We start from the raw sequence: 21,051 nt of genomic DNA, 5'->3' as shown, positions 1-21,051 counted from the left end.
GTAGTGTTGGCTTGGCCGCTCAATGGCCGATGCTACCACGGAATGAACCTTTGCGCCCTCGGTCAGCAGGGGCGTAGCGACCAGCGAGAACCCACGGAAGGCGGCCACGCATGAAGATCGGCACCCTCTTTACCCAATCCGTTTTGGCAACCCTGTTGCTCTGCTCCGTCAGCCAGGCGGGATGGAACGAATTTTGGGACCGCGCCCACTTGGATTACGGCCGTAACAAGTGCTGGCCATCCCCCTTTGCGGAACAAGACCGTGCTTCGGTTTACAACTACTACACGCAGATGACTGCTACCGGTATTCGCCTGCAAAATACTCTCAGCGATCATTACTTCGATCAAGAGACCGGCGAGCTTACACGGGCCGGATCGATGAAGATTCGCTCGATTCTAATGAACGCGGAAGGACGGCGCGACATTTTCGTCATGCAAGGTCTGACCCAGCAGGAAACGCAAGCTCGCATCGTCGCTGTCAAAGCTGGACTGACCGAGATGGTCGGAAACCCAGATGCAACGGCCATCTACGTGAGCCCTGATCAGCCCACAGGTCGTGCGGCAGACTACATCGACGACGTCTGGCGTCGCGAGCGTTCCTCGATCCCTGCACCACGTCTGCCAGCATTCGCCGAATAATACGGGCAGAGCTTTGCAATATATCTGTGCGTGACCTCTTATCACGCACACGGTTTGCGCAAATTGCTTGAGAAGCAGGAACAAAATGCCGATGCAATGAATGGAGACTATTCATTGCAGGCCCCCTTTTGCTAGCGGGGTGCCTGCGGCCGACCCAACTCAGTGCATGGAGGCATTGGCCCTAATGGGGCCCTGCAAGGGATCGATGCAAAAGAAAACCGCAAAACTCGCTTGGATATCCTGCGGACGCGACCTGATCTGCACAGGCTTGGCCCTGCAAGGTCTATTGCTTGCACCTTCGATGGGGATGGGGGCGGATCGCCCGCGACCGATCAACCGGGACAAGCCGATCGCAACCGATAGCGAAGAGAAAAGCTCGTTCCGTCTGATTCAGTTCAGCGACTCCGATCAGTCTGAGGGCTCCGGCTCGATCAGCTCGGCCTTCAAGAAAGCAGGGGATTCGATCTCAGGCTTCTTCACGCCAGAGCCTCGGGAGCCGAAGTTCGAGAACGATCCGATCAGCCTTTCCAATATGCCGGACGAAATCAACGCCAACGTCTATCTGAGCGCCGCTCGGATGATGGAAAACTCAAACAACTTCGACGGTGCTGAACGCCAGTACAAGCAGTGCCTGGAAAAGTTTCCCAACAGTCGCCTGACGCAACTCAGCTATGCCCGCTTGCTGCATCGCACGCAGCGGCTGGACGAGTCGTTAGTAATCTACGAAATGGCTGACAAGGATCATCCGAAAGATCCGACCATCTGCAACGACATGGGATTATGTTTGGCACGCATGGGCCGCAAGGACGAAGCGATGGCCAAGTTCCATCAAGCGACCCTTGGTGCCCCGGAAGATCCACGTTATCGCAACAACATGGCGATGGTGCTCGTAGATGCCGGCCGCGCTGACGAGGCCCTCTCGCAGCTTGTTTATGCCCATGGCAAAGCGAAGGGGCATTTTAATCTAGGCTTCTTGCTTTATCGCAAGGGAGATCATCAAGGTGCCGTTGCAAATTTCGAGGCTGCACTACAGCAAGACGCTTCGCTGACGCAGGCCGCCGACATGTTGCAGAGACTTCAAGGCGAACAGATTGCCGGACCTGGACCACGGACGGCCCCTGCGCCCAAATCGAATACCATGTTCATTAGCGATCAGCCTCGCGAGAAGAAGTCTTCGCCGGTAGTGATTCCATCGCAGTCTGCTAAGATTCCACCAGCTCCGGAGCAGGAACCGCCGCGACTACTGCCGCCGGTTCGCTAAGCGCTTACGGCTCGCCGGCGGGCGATTCCGCTCGCTGGCGTAGTTCGGAAAAGGCGTTCATGATGATTGGTCCCACTTCATAGCTGCAGCTGTTGATCTCTCCATACTGCGGCGCACCCCGCCCATAGGCATAGGGTGGCTCTCGATCCCACTGCCGTTTGGGAAGGATGTAGCCGATTTCGTCGTTGGCCAAACCCAGCATCAGATAGGGGGCATCCCCTAACAGTTGGTCGATATGGGGTTCCTGTGGTGCGTCGGGATAGTCGACGTTCTCGGCCGCTGGACTGGGTATCTGTCCGGTGACCAGTTCAGGATAAAGTTCACCGGGGATTCCGAGAACCGTTAGGTCTCCTAGTTGAAGCAGTGATACCTCGGTAACTGCTGCTGCGCGTTCGGGGCGAAAGTCACGGGTGACCGGTTGCCCCCAGCTTTCCGGCTGGCCCGTCCACTCGTAGCTGATGCGACGGATGACATTCAACGATCGTGCCAGACGATACAGTGGATTATCGATCGGGATGGCTACTTCTTTGCGATAGATACGAAAGGGCGTGAGTTCCATCGATTGGCCACTCTGAAGTGCCTGGGCCACGGAATCAGCGACCGCGTTGCCATAGGCCTCGGCATAGGCAAACGTCGTTAATCGCACAGGCGAACCGTTGTGGTCGACGATTCCAACTTCAGGTGGTGCCATGAGTCCTCCGATCGCACCACTCACATAGACGGTCGGGCAGTGGAATCGCTGCTGTAACCGCTTTTGGGTGTAACACGGAAAATCGGCGGTGATGGCCGTATTGCTGTCTCCGAGCGATTCAGGATGCGTCGTCCCTTGAACTAATAGCCCCAGCGTGGTTCCGTCGATCTGCGAGCGGAACCGGAGGGCTCGAATGGTCGGGTCGATAACGATCGGTTGTCGCGAATCTTGAACGAGATCGGGACGATCGATTTTGGCGAACTCAACCGACACCGGTTGTTGAGATTGATTCAGCGACTTGATGAGCCGCACGACGGTTCTCTCGACATGTGCGTTGTATTTTTCGTCGACGCCCCGTTTGATGAACGATTCACCCCAAATACCGATCGTATCTGGCCCTTCGTGATTATGAGTCGAACAGATCACCACGAAGTCAATTTCGGGAAGTCTTTCGCGGATATTGAGTGTGGAGGGGTACGACCATCCAATCAAATCCAGACTGACGATCGCGATTTTCGTATTTCCATCCGACAGTAGCATTCCGCGGGCAAAGAGAGGGTCGTGAACGCTCGTGGCGGCACGTCCGGGATAATAGCCAGCCATCCAGACAGCTTGCGTCGAATCGACTTTCGGAGTTATTTCAGCGCTGCCGATCGAAAAATGGAGGTTCCCGGCCAGAAGGGATGGGCAAAACAGCGCATTCCCGATTCCCAGCAATAGGATGGCGAGCGTTACCGAAAATAATCGCACGAGTGACCACACCCCCAGGATAGGTGGAGAGAATCCTCAAATTGCCATGCCTGCCCCAAGATTTAACTCTGGCAGCCACGAACGAAGAATTCAAGTCCTATTACCGGCTTGAATGTCAAGGAGTCTCGCATGTTGCGCGGAATAAGTCACAATATTGGAACGTAGACGAGCAAGATGGCATCTGGTATTTTTGGCGATTATGGACAGCACCGGATCAGAACTGCCGACAAGCGCCTGGAAATCCGAAGAAGAGCTTATCCAGGCACTTCAGCGGCAAGAAGACGACGCGTACGAATATTTGGTTCGTGCTTATAGCGGTCGTATGCTGGTTGTAGCCAAACGTTTTCTGGGGCAAGACCAAGATGCTCAAGATGCGGTGCAAGATGCGTTTCTGTCAGCATTTAGGGCGATCGCAAACTTCGAGGGAAACTCGAAGCTTTCGACCTGGCTGCATCGAATTGTGGTCAATGCCTGTTTGATGAAGTTACGCACCAAAAAGCGAAAACCTGAAAAGCCGGTAGAGGATTTGCTCCCCTACTTTTCATCGGACGGACATCGCGATCGGGCAGAGCCTTCCTGGGCTGTTACCTTTGATACGGCTGTCCAAAGTCGCGAGACACGCGATCTGGTTCGCCAGCAAATTGAAGAATTGCCGGAAAGTTACCGAACCGTTTTGCTGCTTCGTGACATCGAACAATTAAGTACCGAGGAAACCGCGTCCCGACTCGACATGAGTATTTCAGCCGTCAAGACGCGGCTGCACCGAGCGCGGCAAGCATTAAAAACTCTGTTGGATCCGCACATGAATAGCGGATACTAACGATGAAACTGAACTGCAAGGAACTATACGAATTCATGGGTGATTACCTTGAGGGTAATTTGCCCGATGATGTGATGTGCGTGATGAAAACGCACCTCTCGCGTTGTCCGTGTTGTGAGCACTACCTGGAAAACTACCGGACCGCGCTGCGTCTGGGGGTTTCTTGCTGCAAGGAATATGCAGAAGACGAAGTCCCAGCTTCGGTTCCGGAACCTCTGATTCAGGCCATTCTAGAAGCCCGCAAAAAGAAATAGCGGAACCTTCGATCGAAGATTCCGCTATTCAAGTTTCTCAAGGGCGAGCCGAGCTATGACTCTCTTTTTACCCGCTTATCTTCCGAAAGAAGGCGACTACGGCCCAAATGATCAGGCCGATCGGAAGCGGACCAATATAGAAATACCAAGGCAACGGAACCTTGTTCGTAGTGTTCCCGAATTCGTCGACTTCATGCGTGAAAAATACATTGCAGTGAGGACAGCGATCTCCGGCTTTGTAGTCTCCGATTATCGTCTTTTTACAGGAAGTACACTGGCCTTTTCTCTGGGTTTGTGAAGAACCACCCGAACCAAAAAATTCATTATTCCTGGCGGCTTGCTCACTCCAATTGCGGTCGCGTTCTCTTTCCGCTTTAGCAAACTCTTGCATGTCGCGATGTGCTAAGTCTACTGCGCTTAGCTTTGGGCGTCGTTCTAACTCTTCGCGTTTCCGCTTGGCTTCCTCGGCTGCACGACGGTTCTCCGCTTGCTGACGTTCAATCTCCCGCCGCATCCGTATATGTGTCTCTTGTTGCTTTTTACCGAAATCATCGGTCGGTGGAGGAGCATAGGCCAGCGCCATCCCTACTTGGTTGCCCATGCGCGGGTCGTAGGGTTGGTTTCCACCATCGATGGCATTAGGGCCCGTCTCGCTTGGCATGTCGCTGATGGCAGGGGGAGGAATTTGATTAGCCTCGCCACGGGTTTCCAGCTCGCCACGCAAATAGATCTGATCTTCTTCGCTCAAATCGTAAAACGAGAGTTTGTGGGCCGTTCGTCCTTGTAGCAAGACGACCTGCCCTTCGAAAATTCGGACATACTTGGCCTTAACCTCGTTGTCGTCTTTGTCTTTCCACTGGCGATAGTCGAACAGGTCGCTCTTACGTCGACGTCTGGTTGACGTTTCCTCTTCTTCCATCCGACCTTTTTGCGAATCGACGTACTCTTGATCCGCTTCGCTGAATCGTTCGAGCGGAATCGTAAACGTTTGGCCGTTCGAGTTGATCTTCACCTTGCCGTCGCTGGTGATTTCTTCCAACGAGCCGGAAAGCGTCTTGCCTGAAGCGTCGGTCCAGGTGCGAACTTCCGCCGCAATGGCGCAAGAAGCAAGTAGACCGACAACAAGGATGGAGTTGGCGAATGTGCTGGCTTTCATAGCGAGCTCCCACCGTAAGCTGGTTAAATCGCCGTCGCGGATATCTTGCGCGGCGCGTGTCTATACAAAATGTTAGAGGAGTTAACTCTTTTGACGTTCCGTAAACGCTAGAAAAATTTAGGGATCACGATCACGTGATATCAATCTGATTTTACAAAGCGGTAACTACCCGATAGAGGTATCGTGATGATACAAGCATCAGTGGTCATATGTCAAAGGTAAATGGCGATTCTATGGAGGAAAATTAACCTGATCTACTTTCTCTCGGTGCACCAAATCGTAGGATGAGGATCGGATTACTACATTCAGCGCCAATGGATGCACATTCACGAGGGACTTATGTCTATTCGCAGCGAATATCCTGCTTATCTTGCCAATCAGCCGATCTCGCCCAACTTCGATTTGAACGTAGAGGACAAGTTTCGGCAGAGCGTCGCCACCAAGGTCCCTCTCGCCGATGTTTCGTTGATGGAAAAGGCGATCGCTGCGGCCGACCAGGCTGCTCAGGCGATGGCTGAGTTGCCCTCGTATCGCCGTCAAGCGGTTCTGAACCATTGTGTTCAGCGTTTCGAGCAACGCAGCGAAGAACTGGCTGAGGCCCTCTGTGTCGAGGCCGGCAAGCCCATCGGTGACAGTCGCGGTGAAGTAACTCGGCTGATCGATACATTTCGGGTAGCGGCGGAAGAGTCGACCCGCATGCTGGGTGAGGTCATGCCGTTGGATATCAGCTCTCGGGCTGAAGGATACCGCGGTATGTGGAAACGGGTACCGATCGGGCCATGTGCGTTCATCACCCCCTTTAACTTCCCCTTAAACCTGGTCGCTCACAAAGTAGCACCTGCTTTAGCGGTTGGCTGTCCGTTTGTGCTAAAGCCGGCAAGCAAGACACCAATCGGAGCGCTGCTGGTGGGCGAGATCCTGTCGGAAACCGATCTGCCGGAAGGCGCCTTCTCGATTCTCCCCGCCAACCGCGGAGCCGCCGACCTGTTAGTAACCGACGATCGATTGAAGAAACTCAGCTTCACTGGCTCGCAAGATGTCGGTTGGAGCTTGAAGGCCAAAGCCGGCAAGAAGAAAGTCACGCTTGAGCTGGGTGGCAATGCGGCTTGTATTGTCGACGAAGGGACCAACCTGGAAGACGCCGCACAGCGGATCGTCTTCGGGGCTTTCTACCAATCAGGCCAAAGCTGCGTGAGTGTGCAGCGTGTGTTGATCCATCGAAGTGTCTACGACGCGACGGTAGAACTTCTGTGCGAGCGGATCGCGAAGCTGAAGGTGGGGGATCCGATGGGCAAGGAAACTTTTGTCGGTCCCATGATTACGGCATCGGATGCCGAGCGGCTCGAGAATTGGATCGAGTCGGCTAAGAAGGCCGGCGCCAAGGTGCTGGCAGGCGGTACCCGCGACGGGATTCTGGTGCAGCCCACCTTACTGGCCGATGTTCCCAAAAGCGAAAAAGTGTGTTCGAAAGAAGTCTTCGGACCACTTGCCGTAGTGGCTCCCTTCGATAGCTTCGACGAAGCCTTGGCGATGGCCAACGACAGCGATTTCGGGCTACAAGTCGGCATCTTCACACGCGACATTCAAAAGATCATGAAGGCCTGGGACACCATGGACGTTGGCGGTGTGATCATCGGAGACGTCCCTTCCTGGCGGGTCGATCATATGCCGTACGGTGGCGTCAAGGAAAGTGGTATCGGACGCGAAGGAGTTCGCTTCGCCATGCACGATATGACCGAGATTCGCAATCTGGTTATCCGCTCGGTTCCGGATTAGGCTCAATCGATATTTTGGGAATTTCCCCAGGAATCACTTAAATTCACCAGCCGTTCGTCTTAAGATGGGCTCACAGGCGATATCTCGTGCCATCCAGTTGATTGGATGTGCCACAAGGTTTCTCGTCAAACTTCCCACCGATCGATCCCACCTTAAGGAATTCTCATGACTAACTCCAGGCTCAACCGCCGCGGGTTCCTGAAGTCTTCCAGTGCGACAGCCGCCGCAGCTGTAGCCTTGGGGCCTGTTGTGCATGTTAGCGCGCAAGAGACGCCTTCGACAGAGAAGTTGAATCTCGGAATCATTGGCGCCGGTGGTCGAGGTACTGCCAACACCCGCGGCGTCACCGGCGAGAACATCTATGCTCTGTGCGATACCAATCCAGCTGTCCTGAAACAAGCCAAGTCTCGCTACCCTCAGGCCAAGATCTGCAGCGACTGGCGCGAACTGATCGACGACAAACAAATTGATGCGGTTGTCATCAGCGCGGCTGACCATCACCATGCATTGGCGTCGATCGCCGCGATGAAGGCCGGTAAGCACGTCTACTGCGAGAAGCCGTTGGCGCATACGGTTGAAGAAGCTCGGCAGATGCAAAAGGTGTATGACGAAAAGAAGGGTTCTCTCGCCACGCAGATGGGAACGCAGATTCACGCGACCGAGAACTATCGACGCGTGGTAGAACTGATCGCCGCTGGGGCAATTGGCCCGGTGACCGAAGCACACGTGTGGTGCAATCGAACGATCAATCCTGTCGAGACGGCGATTCTGCCGGAAGAGCCCATTCCTGCCGGCTTCAATTGGGAGACCTGGTTGGGGCCTGCCGAGATGCGACCTTACAACGAGGCGTACTGGAAAGGCGGCAATCTAAACTGGAATCGCCGTTGGGAATTCGGCAATGGTGTGTTAGGTGACATGGGCAGCCATCTGATCGATCTGCCATTTTGGGCGTTGAATCTGAAACACCCGACGACGATCTATTCGGAAGGACCAGACGCGGACGATGTCGCTTGTCCTCCGTGGCAGGCCATCACCTGGGAACACCCGGCCCGCGAGGGCAACGCCAACTGGGCCAAACCAACCAAGGTTGTGTGGTACCACGGTCCTGAAGGCATGAAACGTCGCAGCGATTATCTGCAACCCTTGGTGGGCGACGATACGACCATCAACAAATGGGGCATCGGTGTCGCGTTCATTGGCGAACAAGGCGTCTTGGTGGCAGACTACGGTAAGTTGGTCTTGTCTCCGGGTGATCAGTTCAAAGATTACGCGGCCCCTGAGGATCGAATCGCGCCGAGCCTGGGGCACTACGCCGAATGGATCCAGGCGGCCAAGACTGGTGGCGAGTCGCTATGCAACTTTAGCTACTCGGGTGCTCTGATCGAACACAATCTTCTTGGGAACGTGGCCCATCGGGCAGGGAAGAGGCTAGAGTGGGACGCTGAAAAGCTTCAGGTTACCAATGCCCCCGAGGCAGCCAAGTTCCTAACCAAATCGTATCGTGACGGTTGGAGCATCTAGAGCCGACAACTTGAAACAAACCAACAACTAAACAACGTGTCTAAGGATTGAAGTAATGCAGATTCGACTGTTGAGCCTTGTCGTGGCCATGGTACTGACCATGTTTAGTGCGACCAGCCTATGGGCGGAAGACGCTGTCTCCCAGGCCTTCATCAATGGCGAAGGGCCAGGCTGGGTCACGCTGGGCAAAGATGACTTTACGAAAGTCAACAGCAACGACGATACGTGGACGTTCCACGAGAATGGCCTGATCGAGTGCACCGGCAAGCCTGTCAGTGTGACGCGTAGCGTGAAAGAGTACACTAATTTCGAGTTGGTATGCCAGTGGCGACATTTGAAGTCGGCCGGAAACAGCGGCATCTTCGTCTGGACGATTCCTAGCTCGCTCGAGAAGCTAACCGGTCCAGGACTGCCTCAGGGGATTGAGGTCCAAGTGCTCGATCTGGGTTACAAAGAACGGTACGAGAAAGATGGCAAACGCAAGGCCGATTGGTTCACGTGCCACGGTGATGTTTTCCCGGTTGGTGCAGCTAAGATGACCCCCTTTCCACCCACCGCACCCAACGGAACACGCAGCTTCCCTACCAAAGAGCTTAGCAAGGGGATCGGCGTGTGGAATCATTATTACGTCCGGGCCATCAATGGCGAAGTTCGTTTGTGGGTCAACGGAGAAGAAGTCTCCGGCGGCACAGGCTGTTCGCCTGCGACAGGCTTTTTGTGCCTGGAATCGGAAGGCTCGCCGATTGAGTTCCGTGGTTTGAAGATCCGCGAGCTGCCCTAATAGCCCGCCTATCGCATAGGTGGAACTGGTCTTTATGCCAGAATTCGCAAAGCCGCCAAGTGACCCATGACTTGGCGCCACTCCATGAAAAAGGCCGTCCATACTTTATCGCATGGGCGGCCTTGATTTATATCGGTAACGCGTGAGACCTTTAGATGGTCAGGCGTCGCTGGATCGCTTTGGGGTCGATCGGAATGATCTTGGTGGTGGCCGAGTAATCGGCGACCAGAACGCTGCGGGCTTTCTTCTGCTTCTTCAGTTCGTACTGAATGACATAAGCGCCAATCTGCGTGCCGTTGCCGGTGAAAACGGGCGGCCAGAACTCTTCCGGTCGGCTCGACAGTGTCTTCGCGAGCAATCGTGTGCCACGTCCCGAGTAACCGCCGAGCATCATTTCCAGACGCCCTTGCGACTCGTGATAGACGTAGATCAGGTAAGCCGGCTCATAAGTGGTTTCGTCCCACTTGCAACAGCCCCAACTGCCATCTTCTTTCTCGTAGTAGAAGCCGGGCGTCTCAGGAGCGTAGCTCTTGGACAACTGATCGCCGCCGCAACAGGAACCAGGGAACTGGGCGTTCTTTTCACGGTGACGAAGATAGATCGGAATGGCTCGTTGGCTCGGATCTTCGACTTCATCCTGGCTGATGAACGGTTCGGTATTGAACGCGCAGGCGAGTCCCAGCTCGATAACCGGATTGCTCCGAATACTTCCCAGGCTGATAAGAGCCTTGTCGCCATCGACGGCCTGGAAGCTGGAGTAAACTTCATGACCGCGTCGATGTACTTCTTCTTCGTCCGCCTGACCTGGTGCCCAGACAAGCGTCTGGAAAAGGTCTTCCGGCTGAGGAATGGGCGTGTCCCGTATCATGTAGCCGTCGCCGCTGAGCGAGACCATGTCGCGCGGAAACTCTTGCTGGCGATACTTGGCCGTGCCACCCAGGGTGGAAATGCCGGTGAGTAGTTGACCTTGCAGGATCGTGTCGGAAGCAACCACCCAGGCACCTTCGGCCCAGTTCTCGTCGGCACGAATGCCGAGGCACATTTCGACACGCTTACGCCGTGCCAGCAGTTCCCAGAAGTTTTCTGGTTCGACCGCGAACAACGCGCCGGGAAGCTGATTGGCTTCCGCGTACCCATGTTTAATCAAGAAGTCACACACTTGGGCAAGCGCCGAAAGTGGGATGTACTTCGCTTCGTTCTTAAGCAACGAAGAAACTTGGTGGCGATCCAATCCGGTGAAGTCGCAGATTGCTTTAATGGTGCCAGGACGTTTCTTAGGATCTGGCGAGTGATTTAGCAATTCTGCAAGGCGAAACGAGAATTTCATCGTGATTCTCCGAGCGTTTTTATGCTCTACCTAATCTTAGAATTAACAGAGTGGAATCTTCCCCAGGAAGACAGCATCATGGGTTGCCCCTTGCAAGCTTCCTGGGAACCGGTGACGCAACCGCCAACGAGTGTTACCTTAATGATGACTATCTTGCCATTGATGTCAACGCGACATTCTGCACCCTTAGGCAAAAAGTCCCTAAAAGTGCCCACTGAGGGTCTAGGAATTCCCGTCGTGCGGCTTAATTGCCCTAAAAATGGACGATCGCCGGCGTAAGAAAAAGTTTTGAGAAAATTCGTGGCGCTTTAGATACGACGGTTCTGCAGGCTTCGCTGGTTGAGGTATTCCCAGAAAATGGCGCCGGGATTGTCCTTGGTACACGCCAAGACATGATCGCAGTTGTTGCGAGTTGCCATATCGGTAAGCTCTGCATTAAAACGCCCGACTGCTTTTAAATAGGCCGAGCGGATGTCTGCCGGCTGGGCGATTCGTTGGGCGTCGACTTCCAGGCCCACGAAGCGCGTCATGCCATCGAGGTTGAAGTTCAACTCGTGATCGTGGATGACCTGAACCAATACCACGTCATGTTTGTTGAAGCGAATTCGCTGGATCGCGTTCTCGAGTGTTTCCAGGTCACCGAAAAAGTCGCTGAAGATCATCACGATTTCACGCCGTGCCATCCGTTGGCTGAACTCTGACAAACAGGCATGCAAATCGGTTGTGTCTTCGGCCTCGGTTTCATCAAGATGCTGCGACATCCGAATGATCTGGGGCAGTGCATTGCTGGCCGGAATGTGTCCGCGAATCTTCGTATCGAACGTTGTAAACGAAACCTTGTCGCCCTGGCGAACAATACTGTGAGCCAAGCTGACTGCTAACCGCGATCCGAACAGCATCTTCTGCGAAGCTTCGTCGCCGTATCGCATCGACTTGCTGATATCGAGCATCAAATGGCAGACGAAATTAGTCTCCATTTCGTACTGCTTGATGAAGTACTTGTCACGTGTGAAAAAGACGCGCCAGTCGATATGTTTGGGGTCGTCCCCGGGAACGTATTCGCGGTGTCCTGAAAACTCGACAGCAAAACCAGACGCCGGCGATTTATGCGCACCGGCCAGGTTTCCGCTCACCAATCCTCGGGGTTCGAGCGAACGCCCAGAGAGTTGACGGAGAAACTCGTAGTCGAGATATCGGGATAGGACGCCGCTATTCACTGGCACACCTTCTCAATGAGGTTCAACAACTTAAGCAGCCGGACAGGCGTAAGTTTTCTCGGACGAGACTTCTTCCAACAACATTTCGATCAGCTTGTCGCTCGTGTAGCCGTTGGCCTGAGCCGAGTAGTTTGCTGCCAGCCGATGCCGCAAGGCTGGCTTGACCATCGCCTGTACGTCGCTGATGCTGGCATGATAACGCCCATACAAAATGGCTCGGGCTTTAGCGCAGGTAACCAGCGTCAACAGACCACGCGGCCCCGCACCCCAGGCCAACCATTGATTGACAAACGAAGGAGCTTCTGGGGCTCCTGGACGTGACGCGCGAATGAGTGCCCAGGCATAACCCAACACCTGATCGCTTACGGGAACGCGCTTCACGAGATCTTGAAACTGAACGATTTGCTCGCCACTCATGCACGAGGAAATCTGTTCCTGAGCCCCGGAAGTCACGCGGCGGGCGATCTCCCATTCTTCGGCACCGCTGGGGTAATCGACCCGAATGTGAAGCAGAAAGCGGTCGAGCTGTGCTTCCGGCATCGGGTAGGTTCCCTCTTGCTCGAGCGGGTTTTGCGTGGCCAATACAAAGAAGGGACTAGGAAGCTTGCGAATCGTACCGCCAGCACTGACCTGGCGTTCCTGCATCGCTTCCAACATGGCCGCTTGGGTCTTGGGGGGCGTACGGTTGATTTCGTCGGCCAGAATCAGATTGGCAAAGATCGGACCCTCGAGAAACTCGTAGCGGCGTTTCTTGGTCTCCAGATCTTCCTGGATGATCTCGGTCCCGGTGATATCACTGGGCATTAAGTCTGGCGTGAATTGAATGCGTTTGAAGCTGAGGTGCAGTGACTCGGCTAGGGAACTGACCAGCAGCGTTTTCGCTAACCCTGGCACCCCTTCTAGCAGAGCGTGTCCGCGGGCAAACATGGCGACGAGAACTTGCTCGATTACATCGGACTGACCAACAATCACCTTGGCCAATTCGTCGCGAAGCTTGCCATAAGCGTTTTCGCATTCTTGGACGGCGGCGACGTCACTGGGGGAAATCGGATCGGATGCCATAACTGGGTGCCTCAAAAACTCGAAGGACGATGGTTGATTTGAAGGGTTGGAGGATGGTCGCTCAGTCAACATTCTCGAAGTAACGACGAAGCCGTTCTTCGTAACCAGGCGGGGGCGAACGTCGGACGCTGGCCCGAATCGATTGCTGAACGCCGGGGGGAAGTTTCGTAAACCACGGTTCTTTCTCAAACGTCCGAGCGGCCGGGTTGCTGTTGCTGGTACCACCGGATGAAGCACTTTCTTCGGTGTTAGCTTCGCTTCCCTCGGTGGAATTGCTCGCTTGGGAATTGGTTGCCTGGCTATTGGCAGGCTGACCTTGCATCGCGTTCTGGGCCATCGCGTCGGTCGGGGACGCCGGTTGCGAAGCATTGGGGTTGTCGAGCATCGCCGATGCTGGGGCGGCCATACCCTGCGGATCGATCGAAGCGACTTCGCCGCTTTCCGATTGGCCATCGGCGATCAGTTCTGGCATTTGATCCCAGAGCGACTCCATGACCTCGGCCCCGGCCAAGGCTTGAGCGGTTACTTGTGGTGTCGGCGAAACCATCGAGTTCCCCATGTCAGTCGAAGGTGGTTGTCCCGGACTTCCCTGGGAAGGTGATGGCTGGGAAGCCATTTGCGAGGAGTTACCACTTTGCGGGGCCTCACTGCCGGACATCGGCGAGCCTTGGGAAGGTTCTCCATCGCTGCTGGCCTCTTGGCCTGCTTCGCTAGGTTCGCCCGCGAGGTCTTCTGGCTGAGGAGAACCCGACGCGTCGGCAGGATCGCCCATGGCAGCGTCTGCTGGCGGATTCATCGGAGACATCGGCACAGGCAGTCGCGACGCCGTTTGCAGGGCTTCCCGCACCGGCTGATTGGCGATCTGACCTTGTTGGGCGGCGTTGGCGGCAAGCTGCGTAGCCTTACGCTGCGAGTTGGCAAACTGCTGCATCGATTCGGCGAGTTGAGAGGCGATCGGGTTCTCGCTGGCCGGGGAGCCTGGTTCTCCCTCACTCGGAGAACTGGAGTCGCTGTTGTCGGCGATATCTTCTCCGGACGACATGGGTTGCTCGGCCGAGGAACCTTCCGCGGCGGCCTCGGGTGTTTCGCCCATGTTGTTTTCAGCCGCGGCTGCTTGGGCATTGTTGGCCATGAACTGCTCGGATAGTTCCTGAATCTTTTCGCTTGAGCCGGCTAGATTATCTAGAAGGCTGGCAATTTCTTCGGCGGCCTGTTTATCGGCGGCAATTGGCTGACGACGACCTGCTAACTCGGCACGCGCTTGCTGTACCTGTTCTTGCCGCTGCTGAGGCGTTGGCATCGGAGAGTCGTTGCCCATCGGGCTGGAATCCATCGGCGATTGAGCATCGCCAGAAGCTTCCTCCTGGTTGCCTGATTCACCGTCCATGGAGGAAGCAGATTCTTCGCCAGCGTTGGCATTGGATGGGGCCTGGTCGTTGCTTCCGTCTTCGCTTGCGTTGTTAGGGGTGGCCGGCGTTTGGGCATCGTTCATGGCCATTTCATTTTGGCCAGCGGCGTTCTCCCCTGGTTTCCGCAACCGAGCGGCTGCTTCCGGAGAGATCATGCCTGCCTCGTTGGCTAACGCTTCCATCTGGGCTTGCGCCTTAGCGGGATCTTTCTGCTGGGGCATCGAGTTTAAGCCATCGTCCGCATTGTCGATTTGATCGAGTTGCTCGCCGGCAGTTTGAGCGAGTTGATTGGCGGCTTCCTTCGCGGCTTCACGAAGTGCCTTGGCGGCTTGGTTGAGTTTCTGCTGGGCTTCACGCGACTGATTCTGCAGGTCTTGGGCTTGTTTGCCGGTTGCTTCAGCCGATTGCTGCGGCTTGGCCATCTGCTTCGCGGCGTCGCTGGCCTTGTCGATTTGGCTTTGGGCTTGCTTCATGGCATCGGCCGCTTGAGGAGCCGTGTTCTTGGTTCCTTCTGCGACACGATTGGCTACGGCGGCGATGTCGCTTTGCGTTTCGGCGACCGCCGCCATGTCTTGGTTTTGGCTTTGCTGTGGATCATTGGCAACCTTGGCGGCGTCTCGGGAAATCTCTTGCTGGGCGGCGGCCGCTCGATCAAGGGCCTCGGCCGCACGGGCCAGTTCTCCGATCTTGGTGGCTAACTGCTGACGTTTGGCATCGGCAAGGGTTGAAGAGACGTTTTCCAGTGCCTGACGGGTCGTATCGATTGCGTTTTCTTGCGCATCGGTCGCGGCCTGTTGGTTGTCGGAGTTTGTTTTCTCGGCGGCGGCTTTCTCAGCGGCAGCTGCGGCTTCGTTGGCCGTAGCCTTGGCTTCGGCGATCATCGGTTTGACAGCATCGGGAAGGTTTTCGGTCTTGGCGGCGGCGTCTAGCTCTTGCCCCGCTTCTTTTTGCATCTGGGCAACGGCACTGGCATCTTCCGGGGTCTTCTGGAGCTGCTGCTGGGCGTCGTTTTGTTTCTCGAGTGCGTTTTCCAGGTCTTGCTTAGCTTCTTCTAGAGCGGCGATTTGCTCTTCCCGTTCGTCGGCGCTGGCAACATTGGCTGGAACGGCCTGCTCGATGAGTTGTTCTTTCAGCGTCTCAAGCTTCGCAATGACTTCCTCTTGCTTCTCGATCGCGGCTTCTTGATCGGCTTCAAACAGCTCGGCGACTGCTTCTGCGGCGGACTGACTTGCCTCTTCGAGAGGCTCGACATTCTCTGGCTGGCTGGTCATTTCCTTTGCCAACTCTTCCAACTTCTTTTGAATCGCTTCTTGCTTCTGCGAGAGTTCGTCTGCTTTTTCTGGGGTTAGCTCATCCTGGCTGGTTTCTTCTTTGACCGTTTGCTGTTCATCTTTAAGTTTCTCGATTTCGTTCATCGCCGTTTCGAGACTGTTATCGGCCAGCCCTTGGGCCTTTTGAAGGTCCTCCAGAATCTTATAGAGGGCCGCGATGAACGCATCTTGATGGACATTGGCCCCGGAGTATCGGCCATCACGAATGCTGGCCAATGCCCCTTGGACTTCGTTCGCAGCGTTTTCTTCTTTCAGGATCTGTTGCCCAGCAATGGCCGAGTTCGCCAGCGACCCACCCCAGCCACGCATATCGAGCAGGGCTTCTTCCAGATGGTGGAACATCATCACGGCATCGGTTTGCCGAGAGAGATTCGCTAGAGCGGCCGAGTCGCGAGATTCTATCGGCAACTGTTGCAGCGATCGGGTTTGCGTGGAAACATTCTCTTGAATGGCGATCAACTCACGAACTTGCGCGTTCAATCGAGCTAGTCGCATGCGGCGGTAAAGTCGCTGACGCTCTGCCATGAAAGTCAGCAGAACTTTACGTACTTCGTCGCGTGCTTCGGTAATCGCGGTGACGCGTTCTTTCCCTTGGACTTCCTGGGCCAAGATCAATTTCTGGACGACTCCCTGCATTTCGTTGCGGATCAGTTCGTCCAGGTTTTCCCGCATCTGCACGATATCGCTATAGATGGGGACATTCGTCAGGCCATTTTGTTTAAGCTGCGCGGCCTGTAGGTCGAGCACCTGCGAGACCAACTGCCGCGTCAACGCCTGGGCCTGCTGCTGGGTGTATTGGTTTCGACGTAGCGTGCCGACTTCGGTGTCTTGCGCGGTCGCAATGCATGGCTGCACGACGCTGGTCGACATCGCGGCGGTAAAAATCAAGCTGGCAAAAATCAAGCGTATCATTGGGTTTCTCCCAAGCCTAATTGCTGTTGGATCAATTCGCTCAGCATTTGTTCCGATTGCTTGTCGGCTTCGGCTATCGCAGCCAACACGGTGCTCTCGTCACCAATTTCCAGATTCACGGGATCGCTTTGCCCTGGCATCTCTTGGGCGTTGTTGCGAAAGTCGGTGGCCAGAAGCGTCACTTCGACTCGGTCACCGACTTCCAGTGCCCAAGGTGAGAGATCAAGTGGAAACTCACCTTCAAGGGAGGTCTGCGGCGGCTGACTCGCGGTCAATCGTTGGAGAGGAACTTCCACCACACGGGGAGCCGTCTGCCCGCGATGAATCTTTAAGTGAAACGTGAGATTCGCCAGACCGAAGTCATCCGACGCGCGGTAACGCAGCACAGGCGATGCGGTCGGCAAGACGATATGGTGAATAGTTTGCAGCGACGCGCTGGGAAGCCGGTCTGGCACAACGCGGATGGTCCCCCGTATGGGCGAGGCTGGTGACAGGCCGAAATGATCGACCGCGTTCAGCTCGTACGTGACCGTCTCTTGAATGTCCTGTAGTGATGCCTGTTGGTCATCGAGCCGCCAGGCATTCTCCGATTGTGCGGTGGGGGTAAGCTTGGTCGTCGATTGCGATGCGCCGCGAAGGAGCGTCAACTCAGGGGCAACCAAATCGCGATCGGCCAGCACCTTCAACGAGACATCACTCCCGGCCAGCACGGCCATGTGGGTCGACGAGGAATGACTGGCAAGTTGAATGTTCTTCGCGTAGTCAGGCGGCGTCGCGGCAAGCTCGACCTTGAGCGCCGGTAGCGTAATAATTTCGATACCCAACAGGGGGCTTTCCGTGTCGCCGGCAAAAACTTGGTACTGAATCGGTTGAATCAGTCGTGGGATCGAATAAACGTACTTGCCGGTATCGTCATCGGTCGGCTCGAGGGTGGCCGACGTGGCTTCTCCCTTTTCATCTTCCAAGGTCAGGCGGCAGGTCTTCGGCAAGACGCCTTGGCACTCAATGGTTATGGCGAGCCCGCTTCCGTAGCCGACCGGGATACGCTGGTCCGGGTCGCTCAGGTCGACCTCGTGTCCATTGATCGATATCGACGCGATCAAGGTCTTTGTCGGATAGCTGACATTGGCCAGGGTTAGTCGCTGGAAGTAAGCCGAAACGTGTCGCGGAGCGAAAACACACGATGCGGCAAACATCGCTGCGATCAGCCCCACCACAAAGAATCGGCTTGAAAGATGGTGCGTCTCAAACCCTTCAAAGATATCGATCTCGTCCTTCATTTCGGCGACGTAATCAACAACGGCCGCTTGTAGTTCGGTCGAGCCGATGGCCTGGCCTTGTTCAAACTGCAAGGCCGCGACCAGGTCGCCATCGATCCCGTGCGTATGTTCGACGGATATCGCCGTGTTGATAATCGACGTTCCCCAGCCACGCAGTGCGATCATCGCCTGACTTAGGCCATAGGCAAGCACTGGAACGCTCACTAGCATCATCAATCCACGATGCAGCGGGCTCAGGTTGAATCCGAAGTCGAGCAAAAACCATAACAGCAACGTGCCTGAGATCCAGAAAATGGACGACGTTAGCGTCAAGCCCAGGCGGACTCGATCGCGGGCATTTCTCAGGCGTCGCAGTTGTGTTTTCAGACTGCCTAGTTTCGAGGTGCTCATGCCAGGTTCGCTCGCTTTCGGGCAATCCATTCAGTCATCAAGAGAGTCACCACGATGATGAACCACAGGGGCGTTCCCCAAATCGGGAAGCTACGGGAGATCTCTTCAATGACCGGTTCCACCGCGATGTCGTCGACTAGCTGACCGGCGTCTTGAAGTTCGTAGGATTTGCCACCGGTCGAAGTTGCCATCGCCTTTTGAAGTGCCAGGTTACGAGCCGGGTTTCGCTGCTCCGCCGTGGCCCCCACGACATCGAAGCGGATTTCACTGGGCGATCCGTTGATCGGGTCGGAGACGCGAGCCGTAAATCTTCCGGCCTCAAAAACGGGAACCCGGGCCTCGAAGCGGCCAGGACGCGATTCGCTCAGTTGCATCAGCGTAGGCTCTGCGCCGGGCTCGTCCCCTAAAAATATTTGGGCCTGAAGGCCTTCGGCGGGAAGGTCATCCATCGTCAAAGGATCGAAGTTCTCGTCATATGCTTCCACAGTCAGCAGTGCCCGGTCGTCGACCTGGTATTCTGGCTGGTCCATCGAGAGGACAAATCGCTTCTGACTGCCCAATGCGTGGCTGAGTGCGAGTCGCGAAATGATCTGCGACCAGAACTGACGGTAATATCGTTCGCCATAGATTCGGCGAAGCCGCCAAAGTTCGTTGAAGCCGATATAAATGACTTCGCCGTTGCCATAACGGCGGGTTGCGATCAGCGGCTGCGGTGTCTTGCCATCGGCACACACATCGGTCGGATGCTGAGCAAGTACGTTGGCTTGTGAGTGAACGCCCAACACCGGCTGGTACCAAGGAAGTTCCCCCAGGTTGTCCCACGGTTGCAGTGCATCGCCTGAGCTGTCGCCCAGCTGCATAATATCGGCCTGCTTGCCCAAAGGGGTGATCTCCATGCGGAAGGGCTTTGCCGCGCGAATGGACAGGGAACGATCTAGCTTCACCGGCAGCATGTCGGCGATCTCGGAATTGATTAACTCGGAGGGGCCATTGTTGGGCCCGGAAACAATGACCAGGCCACCGCCGAATTGTCCGACAAACTGCTTGAGCATGCGTGAGAAACGTTGGTTCAGCGCTTCGGACGGAACGTCGCCGAGGAAGATGACGTCGTTGGCAAAGAACTCGCTGCGCTGCGGCGTGAGCGTGGGAAGAAACATCTCGTTCGCCTGACGCACTTTGGGGTCAGCCGAACGCAGGAAAGTGCGGAAACCTTCCATGCCGACCAGGCGATCGCGATGAAAAACTTCCTTGACGAAACGCCATTCCCAGGTCGGTTCGTTCTCGATGTAGGTCAAACGGATGTAGTCGTCGACAATGTTGACGGCTCGCGACGATTGATTGTTTTGCTCGCTCACTTCGCCCGGCAAAACATCGACCGAAGCGGAAATCAGGAAGCGGCCTGACTGCTGGGGGATGAAGGGAAACTCAAGGTATTGAATCGACGTATCAAAAACGGCAGTTTGGGTGCCCACGACAATGTCTTGACCACTCGCTTCGGCGACCGACTCGCCTTGCATGGGACGGGCCGTGACGGTGACCTGAGCCGATTCACCTTCGGCGCCGGATTGGCTGACGCGGACGGTAATGGTCGAGCGTTCGGCCTTCTTCATTTTCAGCGGAGGCTGAATCTCGACTTGCAGATCACGTGTTGAGACGGCTCCGATTCCGATCGGATAGATGGGAACGCCGAGTCGCTCGAGCGGTGTCGGTTCGTTATGTCCACTTGAACCTAGCGGAGCCGTGCCGGAGTTGTGGGCGAAATCGCTGAACATGAGCACGCCGCCCAAGCGTCGTGTCGATTGGTTGCCCAGGTCGGTGACCAGTTCACCCAGTGCGGTCACTTTACCGTTGGTGGTTAACTCAGCGGAAACTGCTTGGGGCGAGGAAGGTTCGTCGTCGCTGCCGGCACTCACTCGCCGTGCTAAGCTGGTCGATTCGCCATCGAAAAGGAAGTACTCGAGCTCTAAGTCGTGTTGATCGCGAAGCTGGTCGATCAGGTTGTTGTCTGCTTTTTCGAGATATGCTTTCACCCATTGTTGCCGGGTCAGGGCAGGGGGGGCGACTTCGCTGCCGGTGCCTGCGTTGCCAACCGCAGTGGTTAAGGCAGTCAGCTCGTCCGGCGTGAGATTGTCGCGAATGTTCATGCTCTCGGTGCCGTCGAAAACGAGATAGAGCACCGGCTTCAACATGCGATTGGCCGTCAAGCGAACCGTGGGATCGGCCAGCGTCACCACCAGCATGACCAGGATCAGCGCCCGTGTTGCTGCCAAAGCTGCGGCCGGCAGTCGGCTGAGACCGGATTGGATGCGCGTGTAATACCAAACCGTGAAACCGATCGCCGCCAGGCAGCCGATAAGCAGCCAGGTTGGGTCGACCGCCGCCCATGGCGCAGCAAAAGAGAAGCTGACGCCATCGACCGATTCGACGTCGCTAATCCCGAGAAGCCAACCTAGTACTTTTGAAATCATTCCGTTT

15 protein-coding genes are annotated in these 21,051 nt (G+C 55.6%); 7 read left to right on the top strand and 8 right to left on the bottom strand.

What is annotated here, in order from left to right; translation table 11 throughout:
* Positions 1-110: 110 nt before the first annotated feature.
* A complete protein-coding gene (locus HOV93_RS04340) occupies positions 111-638 on the top strand; it encodes a hypothetical protein (protein ID WP_207395238.1) in 528 nt (175 codons plus the stop codon).
* A gap of 205 nt (positions 639-843) precedes the next feature.
* Positions 844-1,899 carry a tetratricopeptide repeat protein gene (locus HOV93_RS04335; protein ID WP_207395237.1) on the top strand — a complete coding sequence of 352 codons (1,056 nt, stop codon included), beginning with the start codon at positions 844-846 and terminating at the stop codon, positions 1,897-1,899.
* 4 nt (positions 1,900-1,903) lie between these two features.
* Here HOV93_RS04335 and HOV93_RS04330 read toward each other — a convergent pair whose 3' ends face one another.
* The gene (locus HOV93_RS04330; RefSeq protein ID WP_207395236.1) at positions 1,904-3,340 is read right to left on the bottom strand and encodes a hypothetical protein; all 1,437 of its coding nucleotides are present in this window, start codon (positions 3,338-3,340) and stop codon (positions 1,904-1,906) included.
* 199 nt (positions 3,341-3,539) lie between these two features.
* On the opposite strand from HOV93_RS04330, the gene HOV93_RS04325 reads away from it, so the two are divergent.
* Both HOV93_RS04325 and HOV93_RS04320 read left to right on the top strand, forming a co-directional pair.
* Positions 3,540-4,160, top strand: a complete 621-nt coding sequence (locus tag HOV93_RS04325) for a sigma-70 family RNA polymerase sigma factor (RefSeq protein ID WP_207395235.1) — start codon at positions 3,540-3,542, stop codon at positions 4,158-4,160.
* Between the two features lie 2 nt (positions 4,161-4,162).
* Entirely contained in the window at positions 4,163-4,414 is a 252-nt protein-coding gene (locus HOV93_RS04320) for a hypothetical protein (RefSeq protein WP_207395234.1), read from the top strand.
* A 67-nt stretch (positions 4,415-4,481) separates the two neighbouring features.
* On the opposite strand, the gene HOV93_RS04315 is transcribed toward HOV93_RS04320, so the two are convergent.
* Complete coding sequence (locus HOV93_RS04315) at positions 4,482-5,570, bottom strand: hypothetical protein (RefSeq protein WP_207395233.1); 1,089 nt, start codon at positions 5,568-5,570, stop codon at positions 4,482-4,484.
* A 339-nt stretch (positions 5,571-5,909) separates the two neighbouring features.
* Here HOV93_RS04315 and HOV93_RS04310 point away from each other — a divergent pair, with 339 nt between their 5' ends.
* The 3 genes from HOV93_RS04310 to HOV93_RS04300 all read left to right on the top strand — a co-directional run bounded on the left by HOV93_RS04310 (position 5,910) and on the right by HOV93_RS04300 (position 9,648).
* Complete coding sequence (locus HOV93_RS04310; RefSeq protein WP_207395232.1) at positions 5,910-7,346, top strand: aldehyde dehydrogenase family protein; 1,437 nt, start codon at positions 5,910-5,912, stop codon at positions 7,344-7,346.
* A gap of 165 nt (positions 7,347-7,511) precedes the next feature.
* Entirely contained in the window at positions 7,512-8,867 is a 1,356-nt protein-coding gene (locus tag HOV93_RS04305; protein ID WP_207395231.1) for a Gfo/Idh/MocA family protein, read from the top strand.
* Between the two features lie 55 nt (positions 8,868-8,922).
* Positions 8,923-9,648, top strand: coding sequence for a 3-keto-disaccharide hydrolase (locus tag HOV93_RS04300; protein ID WP_235989807.1), 726 nt, complete (start codon positions 8,923-8,925; stop codon positions 9,646-9,648).
* 151 nt (positions 9,649-9,799) lie between these two features.
* Here the strand turns inward: HOV93_RS04300 and HOV93_RS04295 are convergent, their stop codons facing one another.
* The 6 genes from HOV93_RS04295 to HOV93_RS04270 all read right to left on the bottom strand — a co-directional run bounded on the left by HOV93_RS04295 (position 9,800) and on the right by HOV93_RS04270 (position 21,044).
* Positions 9,800-10,975 (bottom strand): helix-turn-helix domain-containing protein, encoded by a 1,176-nt coding sequence (locus HOV93_RS04295; protein WP_207395230.1) that lies wholly within the window; start codon positions 10,973-10,975, stop codon positions 9,800-9,802.
* A gap of 308 nt (positions 10,976-11,283) precedes the next feature.
* Positions 11,284-12,192: a DUF58 domain-containing protein gene (locus tag HOV93_RS04290; protein WP_207395229.1), complete on the bottom strand. Its 909-nt coding sequence runs from the start codon at positions 12,190-12,192 to the stop codon at positions 11,284-11,286.
* 30 nt (positions 12,193-12,222) lie between these two features.
* The gene (locus HOV93_RS04285) at positions 12,223-13,254 is read right to left on the bottom strand and encodes an AAA family ATPase (protein WP_207395228.1); all 1,032 of its coding nucleotides are present in this window, start codon (positions 13,252-13,254) and stop codon (positions 12,223-12,225) included.
* 61 nt (positions 13,255-13,315) lie between these two features.
* Entirely contained in the window at positions 13,316-16,906 is a 3,591-nt protein-coding gene (locus tag HOV93_RS04280) for a hypothetical protein (protein ID WP_207395227.1), read from the bottom strand.
* Complete coding sequence (locus HOV93_RS04275) at positions 16,903-18,576, bottom strand: DUF4175 family protein (RefSeq protein WP_207395226.1); 1,674 nt, start codon at positions 18,574-18,576, stop codon at positions 16,903-16,905. The genes HOV93_RS04280 and HOV93_RS04275 overlap by 4 nt, the downstream gene beginning before the upstream one ends.
* A complete protein-coding gene (locus tag HOV93_RS04270) occupies positions 18,573-21,044 on the bottom strand; it encodes a hypothetical protein (RefSeq protein WP_235989805.1) in 2,472 nt (823 codons plus the stop codon). The genes HOV93_RS04275 and HOV93_RS04270 overlap by 4 nt, the downstream gene beginning before the upstream one ends.
* Positions 21,045-21,051: the final 7 nt, after the last annotated feature.

The sequence above is a fragment of the Bremerella alba genome (assembly GCF_013618625.1).
GTDB lineage: Bacteria > Planctomycetota > Planctomycetia > Pirellulales > Pirellulaceae > Bremerella > Bremerella alba.
This window is presented reverse-complemented; position numbering and strand designations above follow the sequence as displayed.

Excerpts from the sequence above, each read along its gene's own strand:
- HOV93_RS04340 (WP_207395238.1), top strand. The coding sequence starts at position 111 with ATGAAGATCGGCACCCTCTTTACCCAATCCGTTTTGGCAACCCTGTTG.
- HOV93_RS04335 (WP_207395237.1), top strand. The coding sequence starts at position 844 with ATGCAAAAGAAAACCGCAAAACTCGCTTGGATATCCTGCGGACGCGAC.
- HOV93_RS04325 (WP_207395235.1), top strand. The coding sequence starts at position 3,540 with ATGGACAGCACCGGATCAGAACTGCCGACAAGCGCCTGGAAATCCGAA.
- HOV93_RS04320 (WP_207395234.1), top strand. The coding sequence starts at position 4,163 with ATGAAACTGAACTGCAAGGAACTATACGAATTCATGGGTGATTACCTT.
- HOV93_RS04315 (WP_207395233.1), bottom strand. The coding sequence starts at position 5,570 with ATGAAAGCCAGCACATTCGCCAACTCCATCCTTGTTGTCGGTCTACTT.
- HOV93_RS04310 (WP_207395232.1), top strand. The coding sequence starts at position 5,910 with ATGTCTATTCGCAGCGAATATCCTGCTTATCTTGCCAATCAGCCGATC.
- HOV93_RS04305 (WP_207395231.1), top strand. The coding sequence starts at position 7,512 with ATGACTAACTCCAGGCTCAACCGCCGCGGGTTCCTGAAGTCTTCCAGT.
- HOV93_RS04300 (WP_235989807.1), top strand. The coding sequence starts at position 8,923 with ATGCAGATTCGACTGTTGAGCCTTGTCGTGGCCATGGTACTGACCATG.
- HOV93_RS04295 (WP_207395230.1), bottom strand. The coding sequence starts at position 10,975 with ATGAAATTCTCGTTTCGCCTTGCAGAATTGCTAAATCACTCGCCAGAT.
- HOV93_RS04285 (WP_207395228.1), bottom strand. The coding sequence starts at position 13,254 with ATGGCATCCGATCCGATTTCCCCCAGTGACGTCGCCGCCGTCCAAGAA.
- HOV93_RS04280 (WP_207395227.1), bottom strand. The coding sequence starts at position 16,906 with ATGATACGCTTGATTTTTGCCAGCTTGATTTTTACCGCCGCGATGTCG.
- HOV93_RS04275 (WP_207395226.1), bottom strand. The coding sequence starts at position 18,576 with ATGAGCACCTCGAAACTAGGCAGTCTGAAAACACAACTGCGACGCCTG.
- HOV93_RS04270 (WP_235989805.1), bottom strand. The coding sequence starts at position 21,044 with ATGATTTCAAAAGTACTAGGTTGGCTTCTCGGGATTAGCGACGTCGAA.